A 17,006-nucleotide genomic window follows, 5' to 3' on the forward strand; every position below is an offset into this window, starting at 1 on the left:
TTGTCATGACGACCGCGCCACCTGTTGACACGCCTGGGGCAGGACACCATTCTGGGTAGTGCAGGGGTTACGACGTTGTAACAGATGGTCCCGTCGTGGTCCCTCGGCCGGGCACCGACATCGGTCCTCGTGCTCGACGGAATCGAACTGCGAACGAGAGGCACGTCGATGGTGATGGAATCTCAGGCGAGGGTCGCGGCCCCGCCGAAGCGGCGAGGGCGAAGAGTCCTGGCGATCGTGGCTGCCGCCGGCGTCGGTGCGTCGGCGCTGGTCGCCGCGCAACCAGCGTCTGCGGACCCCGTGAGCCAGGACCCCTGGGTCGGTGAGGTACCGGACAACCCGGTCTCCGACGTCTACCGGTTCACGGTGCCGTCGGAGGCCGTGACCGAGACGACCGGGATCCAGGACGGGCTCGTCGCCGTGCAGGGGAACTTCGGCCCGGGCAAGGCGTGGACCGACCTCAACATGGGGACCAGCGGATCGAACCTGACCGCCACGTACGGGCCGCTCGAGCCCGGCCTGTACTACTACCAGTACGTCGTGCGTCCCGCGGCGGACCAGGACGCGGTCGCCTTCCGCAACCCTGACGCCCCGCAGGAGGTGACGTCGGAGCCCACGTACAGCACGCTGTTCGTCCCCGGACCAGGAGCGGAGTGGCTCGCGGACGTCGCCGACGGCGGTGAGCTCACGCCGCTCGACTACGGAAAGGGTCCGAAGCGGTCCGGCGAGGCCCTGGTGTGGACGCCGCCGGGCTATGACGAGGACCGCGCCGATCCCTACCCGGTGCTGTACCTGCTCGCCGACGAGGCGCAGAGCCACCGCGAATGGGTCGAGCTCGGCCGCCTGGGCCAGATCATGGACAACCTCACGCTCGCCGGCGACGCCGAGCCGATGGTCGTCGTCATGGGGGACGCAGACTCCGTCGGGCCCGGCGGTGCGGGCCGGGAGCTGTTCCACGCGGCGGAGCGCGGCCTCAACGTCTCGAAGGACGGGGAGGCACGCGCGATCGCCGGAGTCGGCCGTGGTGCGCAGCGGGCGCTGGAGGCGCTCGTCCACAAGCCGCGCGACTTCGCCCACGTCGGCTCGTTCTCGGGCGGCCTCGACAAGCGGATTCCCCGGGGCAAGGTCAAGCAGATCAACGAGTCGACCGACATGGTCCGCCTCTACGCGGGCAACGTCACCGACCCCGGGTACGACGCCACGGTAGCCCTGGCCGAGACCCTGACGGGTGCGGGAGTCGACTTCCAGTCCGACGGGTCGGACCCAGCGACCGGTGGCACGTGGGACACGGGACAGAAGAACCTGCGCGACTTCGCCCAGCGCCTCTTCCGGGACGTCGCGGACGAGGGCCCGAGCGAGGGTCACCTACCGTTCGTCCAGCACGAGCTGCCGGCACCGGGGACGACGCCGACACCGTGGATCGACACCAACGGCGTCGTCACCTTCGAGGTGGGGCCCGAGTTCGCCGACGCGAACAACGTCACCGTCTGGGGCAACTTCGGGCGGTCCGGGAGCTGGCCGCGCACCCCCATGGAGCGACAGGACGACGGGTCCTGGCGCCTGTCGTTGGCCCTCGAGGGCGGCTCGTACTACTACAAGTTCGTGGTCGACGGGGTCGACCACAAGGACGGGGGCAACCCGACGAGCGTGTTCTCCGAGCCGGCGTGGAGCACCTTCGCCGTCGAGGGCGACACCCTGCGCGGCCGGTACACGGCCGAGGTCCCGGCCGAGGCGCGCGGTGAGGTCGACGTCATGAGCTACCCGAGCACCGCAGGTGGTGGCCAGGAGCGTTCGGCGTACGTCTGGACGCCCCCGGGCCACGACCCCGCCCGCGCCGAGCCCTGGCCGGTGCTCTACCTGCAGCACGGCGGCGGACAGACCTGGACCGACTGGCTCGAGGTGGGCTACATCGATCGCATCCTCGACAACCACCACCGGCAGGGCACCATCGAGCCGATGGTGGTCGTCATGGCCAACGGCAACGGTGTGGACTTCCCCACGGAGATCACGACGCGGATCGCGCCGGCCGCCGAGGAGCAGTACAACGTCAGCCCCGAGGGCGACAGGCGTGCGCTCGCGGGACTGTCGATGGGCTCGGGCCACACGCTCAGCACCCTGTGGGCGCACCCGGGCGAGTTCGGCTACATCGGGGCCATGTCGGCGTTCGGCGGCCCGCCCGCCGGCGCGGACGTCGAGGCCATCAACGAGGGGACGAAGCTGCTGCGGGTGTACACCGGTGACGTCCAGGACTTCACCTATGGTGCGACGCTGCAGCTCGTGTCCGCGATGGAGAACCGTGGTGTGAACCACGAGTTCGCCCCCGTCATCCCCGGGCCGCACAGCTGGGACGTCTGGCAGAAGTCGGTCATCGACCTCTTGCCGCGCCTGTTCACGGAGGACGTGGACGCGCAGGACTGACGGCACACGGACGGTGCGGCCGGTGGGAGTCTCCCGCCGGCCGCACCGTGCGTGGTGGCAGGGGTCAGGCCGGCGCCGAGAACCCCGTGGACTCCCGGCGGACGACCCGGAACTCGGGCTTGACCGTTCGCGGTGGCGCGGTGCTCCGGTTCGGGCCGATGCGCTCGAGGAGAAGCGCGACCGCCTGGTCCGCGATCTGTTCCCGTCCGGCGTCGACCGTCGTCATCGACGGCGTGGAGTACTGCGACTCCTCGATGTTGTCGAAGCCGATCACGGCGACGTCCTGCGGTATGGACACCCCGGACGCGCTGAGCGTGCGGATGGCCCCGAGGCCGAGCGTGTCGTTCAGGGCGAAGACGGCGTCGAACGCGATGCGCTCGTCGAGGAGCGCCCTCGTGGCGGCCGCGCCCGCCGCCCGGCTCCAGTGCTCCGCCGGTCGGATCAGCTGCGGGTCGACGGACAGGCCGGCGTTCTTCAACGCTTCGCGGTAACCACGGGTGCGCAGGGTCGCAGAGCTGAGGTCGCCGGCTCGCTCGGCCTCAGGATCGGCTCCGACGACGGCGATCCGGCGCCGCCCGCTGTCGATGAGGTGGTCCACGGCTGCGCGAGCCGAGCTGACGTTGTGCATCGTGACGTGATCCGTCGGCCCGCCGAAGATGCGTTCGCCGAGCAGCACCACGGGGATGTTCGCGTCGAGCGCGGCCGCGTCCGACTGCCCGAGGCTGATCGGGTTGAACAGCAGCCCGTCGATGAAGTGTGGCCTGGACGTGCCTGCGACGGCGAGCAGCTCTGCCTCGCGCTCGCCGCCGGTCTGCTCGACGAGGACGCTGACGCCGCGCGCTGCGGCTGCTCGGATCACCGCGTCGGCGAGCTCGGCGAAGTAGTTCTCGCGCAGGGCCGGCACGGCAAGACCGATCACTCCTGTGCGTCCGGAACGCAGCCCTCGTGCTGAGAGGTTCGGGCGGTACCCGACCTCCTCGATCGCCTGCAGCACGCGCTCTCGCGTGGCGGGGCGCACGTGCGGGTGGTCGTGCAGCACGTTGGAGACCGTCTTGAGCGAGACTCCAGCGGCGCTCGCGACGTCGCGGATCGTCGAACCCACCGCTGACCTCCCCCTCCTGGTCTGCGTACTGTAGCCCGTCACTCGTCGCACGGAATGATCTGTCGACACAGGAGTTGTACCGACCGTGACTTCTCTCGACACCCGCCTCCAGATCGAGGTCTGGTCCGATGTCCTGTGCCCCTGGTGCTACATCGGCGACGCACGCCTCGAGGCCGCCATCAAGGACTCCCCGCAGGCCGACCGCATCGACATCCGGATCCGCACCTTCCAGCTGGACCCCGAGTTCCCCGCCGTGCCGACGCCCGTCGTCGACTACCTCGCAGCCAAGAAGGGCCTGCCGGTCGAGCAGGCCGAGCAGATGGAGGCCCAGGTCGCCGAGCTCGCCAGGGCCGAGGGGCTCGCGTACGAGCCGAACCACCTCGTCCAGAACACGCTGGACATGCTGCGCCTGGTGCACCTCGGCAACGACCACGGGGTGGGCTGGCAGTACATGACGGCGATGCAGACGGCCCTGTTCAGCGGGGACCCCGAGGCTTTCGTCCCCGAGACCCTGGTCCGCCTCGGTGCGGACCTGGGCATCCCCGAGGCCGAGGTGCGCGACGTCCTCGCGAGCGACCGCTACGCCGACGCCGTCCGCGCCGAGCACGAGGAGGCGATCGCGCTGGGCGCTCGCGGCGTGCCGTTCACGGTGCTCGGAAGGCGGCTCGGGATCCCTGGCGCCGTCCCGGTCGAGAGCTACCGCCAGGCGATCGACCAGGCCTGGGAGCACGTCGATGCCTGAGGCCCTGCCGTTGACGTTCCTCGCGGTCGACGACGCCGCGGCGTGCGACCCGGTCACGGGCGTGTGCGCGGTCCCGGATGCCGAAGAGCCGGCGCGCAGGGACGACGACGTCGCTCGTTGACGGTCAGTCGTCCCGGGACGGCCGCGACGAACGCAACCGCTTCGTCGTCGACCGCTGCTTCTTGGTGGTCAGCCGCCGCTCCTGGGACCCGCGCGTGCGCCGGGTGGCGCGGCGCGCGGGCCCGGGAGGAGCGACGGCCTCGGCGACCAGTGCCGCCAGGCGGTGCGCAGCGGCCTCCCGGTTCCGCCGCTGCTCGCGGTGCTCGGAGGCCGCGACCGTGAGGACGCCGTCGACCAGGCGATGACCCAGTCCGGCGAGGAGACGGTCCCGCTGGACGTCGCTGAGCACCGCCGAGCCTCCGACGTCCCAGGACAGCTCCACTCGGGAGTCGGTGGTGTTCACTCCCTGCCCGCCCGGCCCGGAGGACCGTGAGAACCGCTCGGTCAGCTCCGCCCGGGGGATCGTCAGCGCAGGGCTGACGACGAGTCCGGAGCGGATCGGCGAGGGCATGTCCCCATGGTGCCGTGCTCCGAGCCCGCGGTCACCCGGTATGTTCGATGCCGTCCAGCTCGGCCACGTCCTCGGCAGAGAGGACCATGCCTGCGCCGGCGAGGTTCTCGCGCAGGTGCGTCGCCGACGACGTGCCCGGGATGAGCAGGATGTTCGGCGACCGCTGCAGCAACCACGCCAGGGCGACGGCCTTCGGCGTGGTCGTCCGGCGAGCGGCGACCGCCGAGAGCGCCGAGGACTGCAACGGGGTGAAGCCGCCGAGAGGGAAGAACGGCACGTACGCGACGCCGTCGGCGTCGAGCTTGTCGATGAGCCCGTCGTCGTGGCGGTGGGCGAGGTTGTACATGTTCTGCACGCACACGATCGGCGCGATGGTCTGCGCCTCGGTGATCTGCTGCTCGGTCGCGTTGCTGACCCCGAGGTGGCGGATCAGACCCTCCTGCTGGAGCTCGGCGAGCGTCTCGAACGCCTCGGCGAGCGAGCCGGGCCGGGGGCCTTCCGCGTCCCCGAGCCGGAGGTTGACCAGGTCGAGGGTGTCGAGCCCCAGGGACGTGAGGTTGTCGTCGACCTGGCGGCGGATGTCGTCGGGTCGCCGGGCGGGGGGCCAGCCGCCCTGGTCGTCGCGCGTCGCACCCACCTTGGTCGCGATGCGCAGCGGCCCGGGATAGGGGTGCAGCGCCTCGCGGATCAGCTCGTTGGTCACGCGCGGCCCGTACGCGTCGCTGGTGTCGAGGTGGGTGATGCCCAGGTCGACCGCGGTCCGCAGCACGTCGAGTGCTGCCTCGCGATCGGCAGGCGGTCCCATGACCCACGGGCCGGTCAGCTGCATGGCGCCGTAGCCGAACCGGGTGACGGTCAGGTCGCCCAGCGTCCAGGTGCCGCCGGGGAGTGTCAGGGAGGTGGTGCTCATCGTGTCGCCTCTCGTGTGCTCGGGTGGTGTCTGTCGCTTGCCTGCCCCAGCATGGGAGAGTTACTTCCTGTCAGGAAGTAGGCACTTGAGAGTGCGTAACCCACCCATCGGTGAGAGGTGCGACCCATGACGAAGACGGCGGCCCAGAAGCGGGCTCAGGCCAAGGTGGAGTACGACGCGTTCCTGGCGGGCTGCCCGAGCCGGCAGCTGCTCGACCGCATCTCCGACAAGTGGGTCGTGCTGGTCCTGTGCGCACTGGGCGACGACGGCGCTCCGACGGCGATGCGCTACTCGGAGATCGCCCGTCGCCTGGCCGGGGTCAGCCAGAAGATGCTGACCCAGACGCTCCGGTCGCTGGAGCGCGACGGCCTGATCACCCGGACCGTGACGCCGACCGTCCCGGTGACCGTCTCCTACGAGCTGACCGACCTCGGCCTCTCGCTCCGCGAGATGACGCGCGGGCTCAGGAGCTGGGCGCAGACGCACATGGACGAGGTCCTCGCCCAGCGCCAGGACTACGACGCGCGCAGCTCCTGACGGTCCGCGCCACGGTGGTTCGGACGTGAGTACGATCGGCCGTGAGGCGGTCAGCCGGTCGCTGGGTGGGTGAGGCACCAGCGCGTCACCGAGAGAGGAATCTCGCATGCATCGTCTCCTGGTCGGTCAGAAGCTCTGGTCGATGCGTGGACGCTTCGACGTCAGCAACGAGGACGACGGTGTCGTCTACACCGTCGAGGGCAGCTTGTTCCAGATCCCCAAACAGTTCACGATCGCCGACCCCTCCGGACGTGAGCGCGCGCGGGTCTGGAAGAAGCCGGTGTCGTGGCAGCCGCGATTCTTCGTCGAGGTCGACGGCGTGGAGGTGGCGACCATCGAGAAGCAGTTCACGTTCTTTCGGCCCCGGTATGAGATCCACGGCCCGGGTCTGACGGTGAGCGGTGACTTCTGGGACATGAGCTTCGAGATCCAGAAGGACGGCGTCGTGGTGGGCCGCGTCGACAAGAAGTGGGCCTTCCGCGACAAGTACGTCATCGAGGTCGAGCGTCCCGAGGACGAGCTGCTCACCGTCGGCATCGTGCTCGCGATCGACTACGTCAAGCAGAGCGAGCAGTCTGCCGCGGCAAGTGCGGGCTCGGGCTGAGCAGACGTTCGCGAACTCAGCCAGGCGCGGAGGCCCCTACTCCTGGATCGTCGAACCGAGCTCGTGCAGCACGGCCGCCCGGGCGTCGCGCCCGCGGTCGCCGCGCCGGGTGACGAGCGCCTCGACGAGCGCTTCCGTCACCAGCATCAGCGCGGCGCGGGACGTGTGGATCAGCTCGTCCTGGAACGACTCGTTGACCGGCGGGACGACCAGCACGGTGTCGGCGCTCTGCGCCACGGGGGACTGCGCGAACGAGGTGATCGCCAGGACCGGGGTGCCGCCGTCGTGCGCGGCGCGCATCACCGCGAGCGTCGCGTCGTTCGTGCCGGACCCCGAGACGACGAGACAGACGGCGTCAGGTCCGAGCTGACGGGCGGCGATCCGTTGCGCGAGCGCGTCCTGGAGCAGCTCGGCGGGCCGGCCGGCCGACGTCAGGCGCAGCACGAGGTCGAGCCCGAGGGGCGAGGAGAGTCCGTTGGCGACGACGAGCACGCGCCCGGCGTCGTCGAGGCGCTGGACGAACTCCTGCAGGACCTCCTCCGTGAGGCCCGAGATCGTGTGGCCGAGGCGCGCGGCGAACCGCGCGACGGACTCGCGCAGCCCGCCCAGCATCGTGCCGTCGGCGGGGTTGTCCGCCGTGGTGCGCAGCGCGAGCTCGCGGGCGGCGGCGACACGCAGCTGCGGGTAGCCCTCGTACCCGAGGGTCTGCGCGGCGCGCACGACGGTCGCCCGGCCCACGCCGACGTCGTCGGCGACCTGCTGGGCGGAGCGTTCGACGGCGGCACCGAGGTCGGCGGCGAGGGCCTCGGCGACGCGGCGCTCGCCGGGGTGCATCGAGGGCAGGAGGGTGACGATGCGCGCCGTCGGGGGCGCCTCGACGGATCCGGACCAGGCCATGTCAGGTCCCTTCCATGATGCGGCGGCGCAGTGCGCCCGAGACGGCGTCGACCGCCATCGTGGTGGCGACGACCACGATCAGCAGCATGCCGACCGTGTCCCACGCACGATAGTTCGTGTAGTTCGCCAGCATGCTCCCGATCCCGCCGGCGCCGACGAGGCCGAGCACGGCGGACATGCGGATGTTGATCTCGAAGCGGTAGAGAGCGAAGGACAGCAGCGTCGGCAGGGCCGCCGGCCACAGCGCCCAGCGGATGACGGCGGTCCGGCCTCCGCCGGCGGCTCGCACGGCGTCCGCGGCACCGTCGCGCAGCGTCTCGATCGTCTCGTAGGTCCACTTGCCCTGTGTGCCGATCCCGGCGATCCCCAGCGCGAGCGCGCCCGTGAAGGGCGTCAGCCCGGTGACGGTGAGCAGGACGAGCGCGATGATGACCTCGGGCACGGCCCGGATGACGGCGAAGAGGCCGCGCAGCGCGAGGCGCAGCCAGGCCGGCCCGACGCCGTGGGCGGCGAGCATCCCGAGCGGGATCGACACGACCACGCAGAGCATCGCGCCGAGCCAGGCCATGGAGATCGAGCGCCACATCTCGAACAGGGCGCGCGGCAGGCGCGACCAGTCGGGGTCGGCGAACATCAGGGTCCCGTAGTCCCGGACGGCGGCGGGCAGGTCGCGCAGGTCGGCCCACTCGACGTCCAGGGTGGCGGTGGCGACGAGGAGCACGACGCCGACGACGGCGGTGGCGGCGGTCTGTCCGCGGCGCGACGGGCGCGGGGGCAGGGCGACGCCGGGGCGGGTGGCGGTGGTTCGTGTCCGGGCTTCCACGGTGCTGCTCACGCGAGCCTCCGGCGCAGGATGTTCGAGGCGGCCTCGATGACGAGCACCACGACGAGGATCTCGAGGATGATGACCGAGACGTCGCCGTAGGCGAAGAACCCGAACCGCTCGTCGAGGAGCCGACCGATGCCGCCCGCGCCGACGATGCCGAGGATGGCGGAGATGCGGACGTTCAGCTCCAGGGCGTAGAGCCACTGGTTGAGGAACAGCGGGAGGTTCTGCGGCAGGGCGAGGGTGCGGTTGATCTGATGCTGGGTGGCGCCGCCGGCGCGGGCCGCCTCGAGGTACGGGTGCTCGGCGGAGTCGATCGCCTCGGAGACCAGCTTGACGACGATCCCGACGTTGAACAGCACGAGGGCGAGCAGGCCGGGCAGCGCTCCGACGCCCACCATGGCGACGAGGATGGTCGCCCAGACGAGGTCGGGGACCGCGCGGAACACGTTGACCACCGCCCGCACGGCGGAACGGGTCAGGATGTTCGGGTTGGTGGGGCGTGCCGCCCAGAGGGTGAGCGGCACCGACAGCGCGGCGGCGATCGCGGCGCCGACGAACGCCATCTGCAGCGTCTCCAGCATCGGCTGGACGGTGCGCGGGAAGAACGCCCAGTTCGGCTGCAGCAGCGCGGACAGGTTGGCGGCGCCGTGGCGCCAGTTGCGAGCGATCGCGCCGAGGTCGATCTCGACGCCGCCGATCGCGGGCAGGCAGGTCGCCACGGTGAACGCCGCGAGGGCGGAGACGATCAGCGCGCGGCGCGGCCAGGTGCGCGGCCGGGGTGGGACCTCGAAGCGCGCGGCGGGCTCCGCCGTCGTGCCGCTCATGTGCGGTCCCCGAGGCGGTCCTGCGGGCGGATGCGACGGCCGTAGATCTGCTCGAAGTCGGCCTCGGTGGCCTCGGCCGCCGGGCCGTCGTAGACGACCTCGCCGGCGCGCAGCCCGATCATGCGCCGCGTGTACTGCCGGGCGAGGTCCATGAGGTGCAGGTTGACCAGCACCGTGAGGTAGCGCTCGGTGTTGATGCGTTCCAGCTCGGACATGACCGCGTGCGCGGTGGGTGGGTCGAGGCTGGCGACGGGCTCGTCGGCGAGCATGATGCTCGGCTCCTGCGACAGCGCCCGGGCGATGGCGACGCGCTGCTGCTGGCCACCGGAGAGGGAGCCCGCCCGCGTCCAGACCTTGTCGAGCATGCCGACGGTGTGCAGGGCCGACAGGGCGACCTCGCGGTCGTGGGCGGTCGGGACGCCGAGGAGCCCGCGCAGCGCACCGGCCTGCGCGAAGCGCCCGACCAGCGTGTTGCGGTAGACGTCGATGCGCGTGGCGAGGTTGAAGCCCTGGAAGATCATGCCGATGTGCCCGCGCACCTGCCGCAGGCGGCGTCCGCTCAGACCGGAGACCGTGTACGGGCCGACGGTCACGGTGCCGCTCGTGACGGGCACGAGGCCGTTGACGGCGCGGATCAGGGTCGACTTGCCGGAGCCGGACAGGCCGACGACTGACACCATCTCGCCGGCGTCGATGGTCAGGGAGACGTCGCGCAGGGCTGCGGTGCCGTTGGGGTAGGTGACCGAGACGCCGTCGAGGCGGATCGGCCACGCGGAGGCCGGGGCGGCCCCGGCCTCCGCACGGGTGTCGAGAGTCATGGAAGAGGGTGCTCCTGGTCAGCCGGCGAACTGCTCGAGGACCTCGCCGTAGCGGGCGATCTCGTCGTCGGCGGTCTCGGCCGTCCAGTCGGACAGACCGACCAGCTCGAACATGACGTCGGCGGCCTCGGGGGAGGAGTCCGCGTAGTCGTCCATGAGCTGGGTGAGCTCGGCGACGAGGTCGTCGGGCAGGGTGTCGGTGACGGCGACGCCACCGTTGGGGATCATCTCGGTGTAGGCGAAGGCCACGGCCTTGTCGGCGATGTCGGGGACCTCCTCGACCACGGTGGTCCGGGCGTCCCAGTAGGCGAAGCCGACCTCAGCGTCACCGTTCGCGACGGCGAGCACGGCGTTGTTGTTGCCCTCGACCGGCACCTGGGTGATGTCGGCGTCGGTGTCCAGGCCGGCCTCCCGCATGAGGACCACGGGGTACTGGTAGCCCGCGGGGGAGGTGGCGGCCTGCAGCGCGACGTTCGCACCGGCCAGGTCGCCGAAGACCTCGGCGGCGGCCGGGCCCTGACCGGTCGCCGCGGCGCCGGCCTCCTCGATGCCGTTGCAGTAGGAGAGCTCGATGTCGCTCGCCTCGTAGGTGGCGAGCACGGGCTCGTCCTCGCAGTAGGTGTCGGGGTCGTTCGTGTAGGCCACCGAGGCGTAGGACGTCGCCCCGAACCGGACGTCGCGCAGGATCAGCTCCGCGCCGTAGCGCTCGGTCGCCTGGTAGAGCGACCCGGCGTCGGTGATGATGACCTGCGACTGGTCGGCGCCGAGCGCCTCGACCGTGGCGGTGTAGTTGTTCGCGACGACACCCTCCACCTCGATGCCGAGGCCGTCCGAGAGGTACGTGGTCAGCGGGTCGAGCGCCTCGGCGAGGTTCTCACCCTCGACCGACGGCACCAGCGACATGGTGATGGACTCGGGCCACTCGGTGCCGCCGTCGTCGGCACTGCCGGCGGCATCGGTACCGGCGCAACCGGCGAGCGCGAGGACGAGCGCCGCGGCGGCGCCGGGAGCGAGCAGGGACTTGCGCATGGGAGGGCTACCTTTCGAGGGAGTCGGCCGTGCCGGACGGCACGGGTTCCGGGGGGAGGGCTGTGGTCGCTGCGGTGGCGGCAGCGTGGGCCCACGCCGTGATGCCGGCGGCGAGGGCGTCGAGCGTCCGCGCGTGCATGGTCACGTCGGCGGGCGGCGTGGCCGCGGCAGCCGCGGCAGCCGCGGCAGGGCCGACGAGCGCCGTGGCGGCACCGAGCGCCGCGGCGGGCGCCAGGTCGTTCTCCACGATGTCCCCGACGGCGAGCACCGGTCCTTCTGTGAGCGCGGCCTCGACGATGGGGGTCAGGCCGGTGGGCTTGCCGACCTCGTAGTGCAGGTCGGTGAAGCGCTCGCGGACGCCCCACACCGTCAGTAGGCGTTCGACGCCGACGCCGGGGGCGTTCGTGGCGAGGACGACGGTGGTTGTCTGGGGGAGTGCGGCGAGGAGCTGCGCGAGGCCAGGGGCCGCGTCGACGGGTGCCTCGGGGGTGCCGAGGAGGTCACGGCTGGCGAGGTAGGCCTGCTGCAGGGCGGCAGGGTCGACGCCGTCCTGGCGGGCCAGCGTGCCGACGACGTCGTACCCGTCGCGGAACTGTGTGGCCGTGCCGGCGTCGTGGTCGCGCAACGTGGCCATGACCCGCTCGAAGTACCCGGGACCGGCATGCTCGGCGACCTGCCGGGCGAACGCGAGCACGGGGCCGTCACCGACGGCGAGGGTGCCGTCGAAGTCGAACAGGATGGTCGGGGTCACGCGGGCTCCTCATGTCATGGACGATGCGTTCACCGTAGGGAGCCCGCGTGAACGGAAAAGTCATGAGGAGGTGAACGGTGGATGTCAGCCGCGGGAACCTGGCGTCCGCCGGTGGGACATCAACTGTGCAAGAGGTAGTCCAGAGAGTGTGCAAACGGTAGCGTAGCGACCGGGAATGCGGTAGCGTGCGTGGATGGCGGAGTATCAGCGACGGATCATCGACGACCGTCTCGACGAGCTGCAGCCCCAGCTCCGTGCGATCTCGATCCACGGCCCCAAGGGGGTGGGGAAGACCGCGACGGCTTCCCAGCGCGCGGCGACGATCATCTCCCTCGACCGCGATGCGACGCGGACCCGCTTCGCCGCCGCGCCCGACCGGATGCTGGCGGAGGCCGACGGACCGATCCTCATCGACGAGTGGCAGCGCTGGCCGGAATCGTGGGATGTCGTGCGCCACGCGGTCGACGAGGGCGTGCCACGCGGGCGCCTGATCCTGGCGGGAAGCTCGGCGCCGCGTGGCGCGACCGTGCACTCGGGTGCTGGGCGCATCGTGCCGTTCCGGCTGCGCCCCCTCAGCCTTGCTGAACGATCACTCGAGGTGCCGACGGTCAGCGTCGCGAATCTGCTCCGTGGCGTGGTGGACGTCTCGGGCTCGACGGACCTGGCGTTGCCCGACTATGTCGAGGAGATCGTCGCCAGCGGGTTCCCCGGCATCCGTGACGAGCCCGAGGACGTGCGCGAGGAACTGCTCGACGCCTACGTTGACAACATCATCCAGCGAGAGTTCCCCGAGCAGGGCTATCCGGTCCGCAGACCGGAGACCCTCAAGGCGTGGCTGGCCGCCTATGCCGCCGCGACCTCCACGACGACCGCGTACAACGCCATCCTCGCCGCAGCCACTCCCGGACAAAGTGACAAGCCGGCGAAGACGACGACGATCACCTACCGAGATGCCCTGTCGGGGCTCTGGCTCCTTGACCCGGTCGAACCGTGGACGCTGGGCAACAACAACTTTCAGCGGCTCGCGATGGCGCCGAAACACCAGCTGGCCGATCCGGCACTGGCGGCCAGGCTGCTCGGTGCGACGAAGGAGTCGCTGCTCCAGGGCAGCGATGCGCAGCTGCTCGGTCTGCTGTTCGAGCACCTGGTGACGATGAGCATCCGGACCTACGCGGAGGCGGCACGCGCCAAGGTCTTCCATCTGCGGACGCGAGACGCTCGTCGTGAGGTGGACCTCGTCGTCGAGCGTCGAGACGGTGCGGTCCTCGCGATCGAGATCAAGCTCGCAACCCACCCGACCGACCGCGACGTCCGCCATCTGAACTGGTTCCGGGACCAGCTCGGGGAGAGGTGTCTCGGGGGAGTCGTCGTGACCGCAGGGAGCGACGCCTACATGCGTCGGGACGGCATCGCCGTCGTCTCTGCGGCCCTACTCGGACCGTGAGGCTGCGGCCTCGGAACCGGGACCTTAAAAGACCAGAGCCTCCATCAGACCCAGGACGATTCACCGTAGTCGCACTTGCGCTGGTGGCCGAGGGCATTGACGCGGTACCCGCAACCCTGGCAGCGCTGGTCTGCCAGCCACGCCGCAATCTCCGCGACCACCGGGACGAGGCTCGCGCCCCACTCGTGGTGGAATTGCAGGAGGTTCGGGTGCTCGACGTCAACAAACGGGAGGTGGAGCCTGCCGCTTTGCTCCCGCACGCGCACGACAAGCCATCCCGCGTCGAGCATGGCGTGCGTTTGCCGAACATCCCTCCGGACCTGTTTCGGCCCGCTCGGGCCCCACTCGCCGTGGAACCATGCACCGTCATACTCGACGGCGACGCGGCGATCGTCGTCAGGAATCGTACCGAATGCGTCAACCTGGATTCCCGGTCGGGCGTTCTTCGGCGCGATGTAGCCGGGCACGTCCACGCGGATGGTGTGGTCTGAGTTCACGCCGTCGAGTACGGCTCGCAGCAGTTCGCGAAGGGCCTGCTCCGGTTTGGATGTCGGGACACTGTTGCAGAGCGGACACCCCTGGCCGCTTAGGTGCTTGTTCGGGGTCATTGGGAAGTCGCCATGGACGTAGCACGTGATGAGCACATGGCGGTTCGCGCGGCTATAGTCGACGTGCGCGTAGCCGTAGGTGATTCCGTGGATGGCTTGCGCCTTGGCGGCGAAGCCCGCAGCGGCAGCTGCGATCACGTCCAGTCCTCGAGCGCGCCTGTCGTCATTTGCGCACTCTGGGCACCCGTGGCCCTGTAGGTGGTTGTTTGCCTCCGCCTTCCACATTCCATGCTCAGGGCAGATGGCAGTGACCTTTGAATGCGCGTTCTGGTACTCGCGATCGATGTGGGGGAACTCGTAGACGGTGCTGCGCTTGGCGTGAACGCGCGACACGAACAGCTCGGCGGCCTCGGCAGCCTGGGTGCGGCCACGGGTGCGGGCCTTGTCGGTGCGGCACTCCCTGCAACCTTTGCCAGACAGGTGCGTGCCGGCGCGCTGCGTGAACCAGCCGTGCTCTGAGCATCCGAGGGTCACCTCGCCGTCCCAGCGGGTGTAGTTGGCGCGGGAGTAGTCCCAGCGATCACCGTGCTTAGCGAGCGACTTCTCAATGAAGTCCGCCGTCGTGAGCTGAACGTTTCCAGCGCAACGGGGGCATCCCTGACCCTGGCTCAGGTGTGCGTCCGGCGTCTGCGCGAAAGCGCCGTGCTCCGGGCAGCCTATGGTGAGCTTGGTCTTGGCATTGACGTACTCGGTCAAGCCGTAGTCCCACCGTCCGTTGTGGAGGGCGGTGGCCTCGGCGATAAACTCTGCCGTGGTCTTTCTGCGCATTGCCTTCCGCCCTCCCTTCGTACGCTGATGTGCTGGCGACGGTGTGTCAACCATATGCGGCGCCGCCGACAGCAAGCACGTCCTCGGTTAGGCTCCGACCGCGCCCACATCGCACGAGCGCGGATCGATCAGCTTCAAGACGGGCCCGCGGCCGTCACTCACCGATTGGGTCATACGAGCGGACGACGCGGACCCTTACATCAACAACGTCACGCGTGCAGGGTGTGCAAAAAAGGGCTGGCGGGGCGACCTGCTGCACTGCATTCGGCCTAGGAGACACCCTGGCCGGGGACGTACAGCGGACCGTGCTGGCACGCGGTTTCGTGCAGGGCCATGCCGGCGATCCGGGCTTCGGCTTTGGTGAGGCCGTTGAAGTCCACTGACGCATGGTCGTGTGGGTTTTCGGCCGCTGCGCCATCATCCACGCATGCCAGTCCGTGCTCATTCGCATCGCCCACCTTGACGCCCCAGGTACCGACGGAACTGCGACCGTGGTCTTCGGTGTGGCGGCGATGAGCCTCTTGAGGGGCGACCCGACCGCGCAGTGTGGACATCAGGCCCTTGTCTGCACTCTGCGATCGGAAGGCGGTCCACATGGGCTGGCCTGCGGCAGTGTCGTAGAGGCCTGGGGGGACCTGCCGATTGAGCACCTCGTCGATGTCACCGATCATGCTTCCCTCGTTCATGCCAGCATCCCCGTTTCCACGAACCTAATCACGATGTCGGCATCGAATGGTCCTTCTAGTTCCTGGTGAGCGCCGGTTTCCTTAAAGACGGCGAGCAAGTACATGTCGCCGTCAGCGAGGAGTTCGGCCGTGCAGGCGGTCCACTCAAGCAGCCATTCAAGGACGATCGAGCCGTCACCGTCGGCACCGATCGCGACGTGATGCTTAGCGAGCGCTAGACGTGTCACCAGCTCTTCGGCGTGGCGCAGGGCGGCACCCCCGGGCGCGCGCGTACTCGGACCCCACCAGCCGGGCTGGAGGTTGCCCAGCTCGCTCAGCCGAGCCATGAGTGCCTTCTCTGTCGCGGTTCGGACGATGGTCACCTGGTTGACGTCGTGGAGGCTCCTGACCTCGCCTCGGGAGTTGAACACTGCCGTGCCGCCCACCGTAACGTCAGGTGCGGTCACACCGTCGGCTGCAAGCACATCCTTGACGGTCTCGGCGACATTGCGCTCCTGGGCGCCAAGGTGGCAGGTGAGGCTGCCGCCTGCGGTCAGGTCCAGGCGGAAGGTGCCCTTCGACCCGTCGAACTCGGATATGACGCCTTCAGCCACGTGCCAGTCTGGCTCCGCCAGGACCTCGTCGATGAGCGCAACCGTGGCGCGAACGGTGGCCGTGAGCACCGCGTCCGTCTCTGGCTCATAGAGTTCCGCGTCCGAGCGTGGCTTGGCGAAGGCAATAGATTCGTTCGGCTGAAGAGTCTTGCCCACCCTTTGAAGCTGGGGCAGAGCGGCGCGCGGGAACAACGCTGGCAGCCTGCGGTCGACCGCGACTGCGGCGATCGTCTCGTTGACTATGTCGCGTGCGCGGACGAACAGTGGCCCTGGGTCCTCCTGGTCATCGTCGCGGTCGGCTGGGCGGGTGACCAGCTGCAAGACCGGCCGGGCGCTGCCTTCCTTGATGCCGATCAGCCGGAGGTCGAACGCGTCCCTTAGCCCACGGACGTAGCGCCGTTCAGGGTGCTCCTTAAGCCACTCTAGGCGTGCTACCTCGTAGAGGAGTTCGCTGTAGCGTTGAAGCTCCGCGGCAGCGGCCGTGGGCATGCCCAGCCCCGTGTCGAACCGTCCACCAGCCATGCGGAAGTAGACGAATCCGTCCCGGCTGGCCGCAGCCCTCTCTAGGCCGCGTCGAGCGTCGTCACGATCACTGCCGGTGACCTGGTCCTCATCGCTGGGCATCTGCGTAGATTAGCGAGTGAATGTCAGGGGTGAGACCCAGAGCCGCTGCCCAACGAGTCTCGGAGACAGAATTCACCCAGCAGGGTCATCTCTCGGCCGTCGAGGCGATCGGTAGGGCGTACAGGAGCGCGAGGTCCTGTCGTCGCTGGCTCTCCCGCAGGCGGAGGTTCACGCCCCGGGCCGGCTCGCGGGCGCCCCCGATCCTCTTCACTGGTTGGGGCGTAGAAGCCGCCGAGGCATCTGCAGCGACT

At 69.8% G+C, this 17,006-nt stretch carries 18 protein-coding genes; 6 read left to right on the top strand and 12 right to left on the bottom strand.

All coding sequences use genetic code 11. From position 1 onward, the window contains the following. Window positions 1-237 precede the first annotated feature (237 nt). Window positions 238-2,418 carry an alpha/beta hydrolase-fold protein gene (locus tag HDG69_RS19605; protein ID WP_171784091.1) on the top strand — a complete coding sequence of 727 codons (2,181 nt, stop codon included), beginning with the start codon at window positions 238-240 and terminating at the stop codon, window positions 2,416-2,418. 64 nt (window positions 2,419-2,482) lie between these two features. On the opposite strand, the gene HDG69_RS12090 is transcribed toward HDG69_RS19605, so the two are convergent. Continuing rightward, entirely contained in the window at window positions 2,483-3,520 is a 1,038-nt protein-coding gene (locus tag HDG69_RS12090) for a substrate-binding domain-containing protein (RefSeq protein ID WP_171784092.1), read from the bottom strand. An 85-nt stretch (window positions 3,521-3,605) separates the two neighbouring features. Between HDG69_RS12090 and HDG69_RS12095 the strand changes: the two genes are divergently transcribed. Further along, a complete protein-coding gene (locus tag HDG69_RS12095; protein ID WP_171784093.1) occupies window positions 3,606-4,262 on the top strand; it encodes a DsbA family oxidoreductase in 657 nt (218 codons plus the stop codon). Continuing rightward, window positions 4,255-4,383 carry a hypothetical protein gene (locus HDG69_RS19400; protein ID WP_281360197.1) on the top strand — a complete coding sequence of 43 codons (129 nt, stop codon included), beginning with the start codon at window positions 4,255-4,257 and terminating at the stop codon, window positions 4,381-4,383. Before HDG69_RS12095 ends, HDG69_RS19400 begins: the two co-directional genes overlap by 8 nt. A 3-nt stretch (window positions 4,384-4,386) precedes the next feature. On the opposite strand, the gene arfB is transcribed toward HDG69_RS19400, so the two are convergent. Next, entirely contained in the window at window positions 4,387-4,833 is a 447-nt protein-coding gene (arfB, locus tag HDG69_RS12100; protein ID WP_171784094.1) for an alternative ribosome rescue aminoacyl-tRNA hydrolase ArfB, read from the bottom strand. 31 nt (window positions 4,834-4,864) lie between these two features. After that, a complete protein-coding gene (locus HDG69_RS12105) occupies window positions 4,865-5,743 on the bottom strand; it encodes an aldo/keto reductase family oxidoreductase (RefSeq protein ID WP_171784095.1) in 879 nt (292 codons plus the stop codon). Window positions 5,744-5,869: 126 nt separating this feature from the next. On the opposite strand from HDG69_RS12105, the gene HDG69_RS12110 reads away from it, so the two are divergent. After that, window positions 5,870-6,280 (top strand): winged helix-turn-helix transcriptional regulator, encoded by a 411-nt coding sequence (locus HDG69_RS12110; RefSeq protein ID WP_171784096.1) that lies wholly within the window; start codon window positions 5,870-5,872, stop codon window positions 6,278-6,280. Window positions 6,281-6,386: 106 nt separating this feature from the next. Beyond that, window positions 6,387-6,884: an LURP-one-related/scramblase family protein gene (locus HDG69_RS12115; RefSeq protein WP_171784097.1), complete on the top strand. Its 498-nt coding sequence runs from the start codon at window positions 6,387-6,389 to the stop codon at window positions 6,882-6,884. 36 nt (window positions 6,885-6,920) lie between these two features. On the opposite strand, the gene HDG69_RS12120 is transcribed toward HDG69_RS12115, so the two are convergent. The 6 genes from HDG69_RS12120 to HDG69_RS12145 are packed head-to-tail and all read right to left on the bottom strand — an operon-like array spanning window position 6,921 to window position 12,032. Then, the gene (locus tag HDG69_RS12120) at window positions 6,921-7,781 is read right to left on the bottom strand and encodes a MurR/RpiR family transcriptional regulator (protein WP_171784098.1); all 861 of its coding nucleotides are present in this window, start codon (window positions 7,779-7,781) and stop codon (window positions 6,921-6,923) included. A 1-nt stretch (window position 7,782) separates the two neighbouring features. Continuing rightward, window positions 7,783-8,616: a phosphonate ABC transporter, permease protein PhnE gene (phnE, locus tag HDG69_RS12125; RefSeq protein WP_343036416.1), complete on the bottom strand. Its 834-nt coding sequence runs from the start codon at window positions 8,614-8,616 to the stop codon at window positions 7,783-7,785. Beyond that, entirely contained in the window at window positions 8,613-9,434 is an 822-nt protein-coding gene (gene phnE / locus HDG69_RS12130; protein WP_171784099.1) for a phosphonate ABC transporter, permease protein PhnE, read from the bottom strand. The genes phnE (HDG69_RS12125) and phnE (HDG69_RS12130) overlap by 4 nt, the downstream gene beginning before the upstream one ends. Further along, on the bottom strand, window positions 9,431-10,252 hold the full coding sequence (gene phnC, locus HDG69_RS12135) for a phosphonate ABC transporter ATP-binding protein (protein WP_171784100.1): 822 nt from the start codon (window positions 10,250-10,252) through the stop codon (window positions 9,431-9,433). Before phnC ends, phnE (HDG69_RS12130) begins: the two co-directional genes overlap by 4 nt. 18 nt (window positions 10,253-10,270) lie before the next feature. Further along, window positions 10,271-11,281, bottom strand: a complete 1,011-nt coding sequence (gene phnD, locus HDG69_RS12140) for a phosphate/phosphite/phosphonate ABC transporter substrate-binding protein (RefSeq protein WP_171784101.1) — start codon at window positions 11,279-11,281, stop codon at window positions 10,271-10,273. 7 nt (window positions 11,282-11,288) lie between these two features. After that, window positions 11,289-12,032 carry an HAD family hydrolase gene (locus HDG69_RS12145; RefSeq protein ID WP_171784102.1) on the bottom strand — a complete coding sequence of 248 codons (744 nt, stop codon included), beginning with the start codon at window positions 12,030-12,032 and terminating at the stop codon, window positions 11,289-11,291. 193 nt (window positions 12,033-12,225) lie between these two features. Between HDG69_RS12145 and HDG69_RS12150 the strand changes: the two genes are divergently transcribed. Beyond that, complete coding sequence (locus HDG69_RS12150) at window positions 12,226-13,476, top strand: ATP-binding protein (RefSeq protein ID WP_171784103.1); 1,251 nt, start codon at window positions 12,226-12,228, stop codon at window positions 13,474-13,476. Window positions 13,477-13,520: 44 nt separating this feature from the next. Here the strand turns inward: HDG69_RS12150 and HDG69_RS12155 are convergent, their stop codons facing one another. The 3 genes from HDG69_RS12155 to HDG69_RS12165 all read right to left on the bottom strand — a co-directional run bounded on the left by HDG69_RS12155 (window position 13,521) and on the right by HDG69_RS12165 (window position 16,755). After that, window positions 13,521-14,852, bottom strand: a complete 1,332-nt coding sequence (locus HDG69_RS12155; protein WP_171784104.1) for a hypothetical protein — start codon at window positions 14,850-14,852, stop codon at window positions 13,521-13,523. A 269-nt stretch (window positions 14,853-15,121) separates the two neighbouring features. Then, window positions 15,122-15,523 carry a hypothetical protein gene (locus HDG69_RS12160; protein ID WP_171784105.1) on the bottom strand — a complete coding sequence of 134 codons (402 nt, stop codon included), beginning with the start codon at window positions 15,521-15,523 and terminating at the stop codon, window positions 15,122-15,124. 11 nt (window positions 15,524-15,534) lie between these two features. Then, window positions 15,535-16,755: a hypothetical protein gene (locus tag HDG69_RS12165; RefSeq protein ID WP_171784106.1), complete on the bottom strand. Its 1,221-nt coding sequence runs from the start codon at window positions 16,753-16,755 to the stop codon at window positions 15,535-15,537. Window positions 16,756-17,006 lie beyond the last annotated feature (251 nt).

Origin of the sequence: Isoptericola halotolerans, from assembly GCF_013149785.1 — a bacterium.
Lineage (GTDB): Bacteria > Actinomycetota > Actinomycetes > Actinomycetales > Cellulomonadaceae > Isoptericola > Isoptericola halotolerans.

Coding starts and splice junctions, on each gene's coding strand:
- HDG69_RS19400 (WP_281360197.1), top strand. CDS start 4,255: ATGCCTGAGGCCCTGCCGTTGACGTTCCTCGCGGTCGACGACGCCGCG.
- arfB (WP_171784094.1), bottom strand. CDS start 4,833: ATGCCCTCGCCGATCCGCTCCGGACTCGTCGTCAGCCCTGCGCTGACG.
- HDG69_RS12105 (WP_171784095.1), bottom strand. CDS start 5,743: ATGAGCACCACCTCCCTGACACTCCCCGGCGGCACCTGGACGCTGGGC.
- HDG69_RS12110 (WP_171784096.1), top strand. CDS start 5,870: ATGACGAAGACGGCGGCCCAGAAGCGGGCTCAGGCCAAGGTGGAGTAC.
- HDG69_RS12115 (WP_171784097.1), top strand. CDS start 6,387: ATGCATCGTCTCCTGGTCGGTCAGAAGCTCTGGTCGATGCGTGGACGC.
- HDG69_RS12120 (WP_171784098.1), bottom strand. CDS start 7,781: ATGGCCTGGTCCGGATCCGTCGAGGCGCCCCCGACGGCGCGCATCGTC.
- phnE (WP_171784099.1), bottom strand. CDS start 9,434: ATGAGCGGCACGACGGCGGAGCCCGCCGCGCGCTTCGAGGTCCCACCC.
- phnC (WP_171784100.1), bottom strand. CDS start 10,252: ATGACTCTCGACACCCGTGCGGAGGCCGGGGCCGCCCCGGCCTCCGCG.
- phnD (WP_171784101.1), bottom strand. CDS start 11,281: ATGCGCAAGTCCCTGCTCGCTCCCGGCGCCGCCGCGGCGCTCGTCCTC.
- HDG69_RS12150 (WP_171784103.1), top strand. CDS start 12,226: ATGGCGGAGTATCAGCGACGGATCATCGACGACCGTCTCGACGAGCTG.
- HDG69_RS12155 (WP_171784104.1), bottom strand. CDS start 14,852: ATGCGCAGAAAGACCACGGCAGAGTTTATCGCCGAGGCCACCGCCCTC.
- HDG69_RS12160 (WP_171784105.1), bottom strand. CDS start 15,523: ATGATCGGTGACATCGACGAGGTGCTCAATCGGCAGGTCCCCCCAGGC.
- HDG69_RS12165 (WP_171784106.1), bottom strand. CDS start 16,755: ATGCCCAGCGATGAGGACCAGGTCACCGGCAGTGATCGTGACGACGCT.